Genomic DNA, 3,733 nt, shown 5'->3' on the forward strand with positions numbered 1-3,733 from the left:
TCTTTATACCGGACACCTCTACCAACTTTTGCCTTATCTCCGGGTTCTGAGGGAAAGGGAGCAGGGTTTGGTCCGAGGGAAGGATTGGCTTTCCCGACTGGCCCCGGTCCTGAATCCCTGGATAAATGTCTCCCGTCTGGCGATACTCGGACGGGAGGAGCGAAGGCTGCAGGAATATTATACCGGTGTTCTGCGGGGGGTGGTAAAGCTTCTGCGCAAATGCGGGGTCGAACCCGGTTATCTTTATGAAAAGGAATACTACCCGGGGACCCTGGCTTATGATCTGGGGCTGGAGGGGGTGTTTGAACTCCAGGCCCGGCGGGTGGTAAGGGCCTTTCGTGAGGCCGGGGTGCGGACCATCATTACCGTGGACCCTCACTCCACCGCTCTGTTGAGGGAGGTCTATCCCCAGCTCTTTCCGGAGTGGGATTTCGAGGTGCGAAGCTATCTGGAGATCCTTTTTCACCAGGGCAGGCACCTTCCCCTGCGGGGCGAGGAGGGGGTTTATCTCTGGCACGATTCCTGTGTCTATGTCCGGTATCTGGGAGTGGTGGAGGAACCGAGAGAGATCATGAAGAGGGCCGGGCTGGAGATAAGGGAACCGCGTTTCAGCCGCGAGATCACCCGATGTTGCGGAGGCCCGGCGGAGACCCTGTTTCCGGAAAAGGCCGGTGAGCTTGCCCGCGCCCGGATGGAGGAGCTCTCCACCCTGGGGCCGGGGACGGTGATAACCCTCTGTCCCATCTGTCACTTTAATCTTAGGGCCGTGTCCGGGCCGGATCAGAGGGTGGAGGACTTCGTCCGGGTGTTAAGGCTTGAGGAATAAGTGAAGGAGGTGAGAGAGATGGCCGAGACCATTGCCGGGAAAAAACTCGTAGTGGTGGTTACCCATGGACTGGACGACCCCGAAAAAGCCACCCTGGCCCTGGTGGTGGCCAATGCCGCCCTTACCATGGACGTGGAGGTTACGGTGGTTTTTCAGGGTAAAGGAGTAATGTGCTGCACCAAGGGCATGTATGAACATATCGTTGCCCCGGGGCTTAAGCCTCTCAAGGAGCTGGTGGACGGGTTACCCGCCCTGGGGGCCAAGATGTTCGTATGTATCCCCTGCATCGAGGAACGTAAGATCACCAAGGAACAGCTGGTGGAGGGGTGCGAGCTGGTCAAGGCGGGAAAGCTGGTGAACGAGGTTATGCGTGCGGATCAGGTAATGGTGTACTGAGTCTTTGGGGTCTTCGGAAAAAGGTTTATTTTATAAGTTCATGGAAGTTGAGGCTGAGGAATTAGTTCGGGGGGCGCAGGATTTTATCCTTTCCCGCCGGAAGGAGAGTGGGGGGTTCGGGGCCACTCCGGCCCTCCCCCCTACGGTGGAGGATACCTATTTCGCCCTGGCGGCCCTGCGGGTGTGCGGGGCGCTGAAGTCCGATCCTTCCACCTTACGTTTTCTTCAGGGGCTCAATTTTTACCGGATGTCTCCGGAGGTTCGGGTAAGATGGCTCAAGGGTCTTCTGTGGCTGGGAGGGGCCTCTCCGAAGGAGGTGAAGTTCCTGTTGCAGGAGGAATTAAACCACCCCCCGGAGAGACTTTCGGGGCTGGCGGCCCTGAGGGAGATGGCGGATCTTCTGGGGGTAGATTCCCCGGGGGTGCGGAGGCTGAAAGAACTGGGACGCACGCGGTCTTTTCGCACCCTTAAGGATCTGTACCATCTTTTCAAAGCCCTGGGGCCGGGAGAATGGTCGAACGGAGTGGAGGAGTTCATTCTCCACTCCCAGAACCCCGACGGTGGGTTCGGTTTTTTTCCGGGCACCACCTCCTATCTGGAAAACACCTATTTTGCCTGTCGTCTTATGAAGGCCCTGGGGCTTAAGCCCCGTGATCCGGAAGGACTCAGACTTTTTGTATTGAACACCCGCCGCAAGGACGGAGGTTTTGCCCGGGCCCCTCGCGGGGTCTCCTTTCTGGAGACCACCTATTACGCCCTGTGGATCCTGTTGCGGTTCTTTTGATTATTCCCCTATCTTGGGAATGAGCCCCATTCTGCGGGCGTACTGATATTGTCTTTTCAGGAAGGCGAGGCCCAGGCTGAGATAAACAAGGTTCAGCAGCCCGGCCAGAAGGAGGTGTTTCCAGGGAAGGGTGCCCCGGGTGATTACCTCCCGCATGCCCTCAAAGACATGGGCCGAAGGGGTAAGAAGGGAGAAGGGTTTGAGCCAGACGGGGAGCACCTCCACCGGATAAAACACCGCCGAAAGCGGCAAGAACACAAAGATCAGGGCCCAGGCCAGGATCTCGGCCTCCTGTCCGAACCTAAAGATGAAACCGATGGTCACAAAACCTATGGCCCAGCCCAGGGCGAGCAGATTTACCACCAGAGGAAAGAGAACCGCTCCGAGCTTTAAGAGATTGAAACCATAGAACAGGACCGAAAGGGTGGTCATGATACCGAAGGCCAGTCCTACCTTAATCAGGCTTATCACCACCAGTCCCAGGAGATATTCGGTGAGGGTGATGGGAGCCACCAGCACGTTGAGGAGGTTACGCGACCATATATCCTCGAGGAAGGACACCGAGACCGCGAGCTGGGAACGGTAGAGGATATGCCACAGGATCAGGGCTCCCAGAAAAAAGGAGACAAAGCGGGGGAGATGGAGGGCCCCGCGTTCCAGATAGAGGGTGAGGAACCCCCAGAGGAGAAGATCCATGGTGGGCCAGTAGAAGAGATCCAGGAGGCGGCTTACACTTCGCCGATAAAGGAACATCTGCCGGGCCACCACTCCGAGGATGCGTCGCGGTCTAGGCACCTTCAGCCTCCGCCAGGGCCCGAAAGAAGACCTCCTCCAGATCCTCAGCCCCGAAACGCCGGCACAGGACCTCCGGCGGCCCCTCGGCCAGGATTCTTCCTTCGTGGAGCAGGATCACCCGGTCGGAAAGGTCTTCCATTTCGTAAAGGTTGTGGGAGGTAAAGATGACCGCGAGCCCCCGCTCTTTTTGATATTCCTTGATGAGACGGCGAACCCTTTCGGCCATTTCGGGGTCAAGCCCGGCGGTGGGTTCGTCGAGAAGCAGTATCTCCGGGTCGTTGATCAGGGCTTTAGCCAGGCACAGACGCATCATCTGGCCGGAGGAGAGATGGCGGGTCTTTTCCCGGTGCATCTCCCAGAGCCCCAAGAGATTTAAGAGTCGTTCGGCCCTGGATTTGATGTTTCTGACCCCGTAAAGGAGGCCATAGACCAGCAGGTTTTCCATCACCGTGAGCGAGAGCGGAAGCCCCACGTAGTTGGAGGCGAAGTTCAGACGGGTAAGGATCTCGGTGCGATGGGTGGCAAGATCCAGGCCGAAAAAACGTATTTCACCCTGGCTGGGGGTTACGAGCCCCAGAAGACAGTTAAGGAGGGTGGTCTTCCCGGCTCCGTTAGGACCGATGATCCCGAGGAATTCCCCCCGGTGCAGGTTGAAACTTATCCCGGAAAGAACCCTTTTCCCTTCAAATTCCTTGACCAGATTCCGGACCCGGAGCACCTCTTCCATACCGGGAGGCAAGATAAGGCGCTTCGGCAAAGATCTCAAGATTCCCGGGTTCTAAACCACCCGGATCTCTAAGACCCTTCGCTCGACGGGATCGAAGGAAACCCCCACGCTTATCACCGAAAGCCCCTCGGCCCGGAAACGATCGGCATAGCCCCGGGCCTCGATCTGTTTTAGCGCCTCCTCCGCCGAAACCCCGGCCTTAAAC

6 protein-coding genes are annotated in these 3,733 nt (G+C 57.7%); 3 read left to right on the forward strand and 3 right to left on the reverse strand.

Annotated elements, in window-relative coordinates; all coding sequences use genetic code 11:
- The 3 genes from F8J34_RS07235 to F8J34_RS07245 form a co-directional block, all read left to right on the forward strand.
- Nucleotides 1-826, forward strand: an 826-nt coding sequence (locus F8J34_RS07235) for a (Fe-S)-binding protein (protein WP_297057732.1), incomplete at its 5' end; no start/stop codon positions are given.
- Nucleotides 827-1,222, forward strand: coding sequence for a DsrE family protein (locus F8J34_RS07240; RefSeq protein ID WP_297057734.1), 396 nt, complete (start codon nucleotides 827-829; stop codon nucleotides 1,220-1,222).
- Between the two features lie 40 nt (nucleotides 1,223-1,262).
- Complete coding sequence (locus F8J34_RS07245; RefSeq protein ID WP_297057737.1) at nucleotides 1,263-2,006, forward strand: prenyltransferase/squalene oxidase repeat-containing protein; 744 nt, start codon at nucleotides 1,263-1,265, stop codon at nucleotides 2,004-2,006.
- On the opposite strand, the gene F8J34_RS07250 is transcribed toward F8J34_RS07245, so the two are convergent.
- From F8J34_RS07250 to F8J34_RS09810, 3 genes are all read right to left on the reverse strand, one after another.
- Nucleotides 2,007-2,801, reverse strand: coding sequence for an ABC transporter permease (locus F8J34_RS07250; RefSeq protein ID WP_297057740.1), 795 nt, complete (start codon nucleotides 2,799-2,801; stop codon nucleotides 2,007-2,009).
- Nucleotides 2,794-3,540: an ABC transporter ATP-binding protein gene (locus F8J34_RS07255; RefSeq protein WP_297057742.1), complete on the reverse strand. Its 747-nt coding sequence runs from the start codon at nucleotides 3,538-3,540 to the stop codon at nucleotides 2,794-2,796. The genes F8J34_RS07250 and F8J34_RS07255 overlap by 8 nt, the downstream gene beginning before the upstream one ends.
- A gap of 39 nt (nucleotides 3,541-3,579) precedes the next feature.
- A partial coding sequence (locus tag F8J34_RS09810; RefSeq protein ID WP_363315432.1) for a PD-(D/E)XK nuclease domain-containing protein occupies nucleotides 3,580-3,733 on the reverse strand: 154 nt, incomplete at its 5' end.

Origin of the sequence: Thermosulfurimonas sp. (genome assembly GCF_015491435.1) — a bacterium.
In the GTDB taxonomy this organism is placed as follows: Bacteria; Desulfobacterota; Thermodesulfobacteria; order Thermodesulfobacteriales; family Thermodesulfobacteriaceae; genus Thermosulfurimonas_A.

Coding starts and splice junctions, on each gene's coding strand:
- F8J34_RS07245 (WP_297057737.1), top strand. CDS start 1,263: ATGGAAGTTGAGGCTGAGGAATTAGTTCGGGGGGCGCAGGATTTTATC.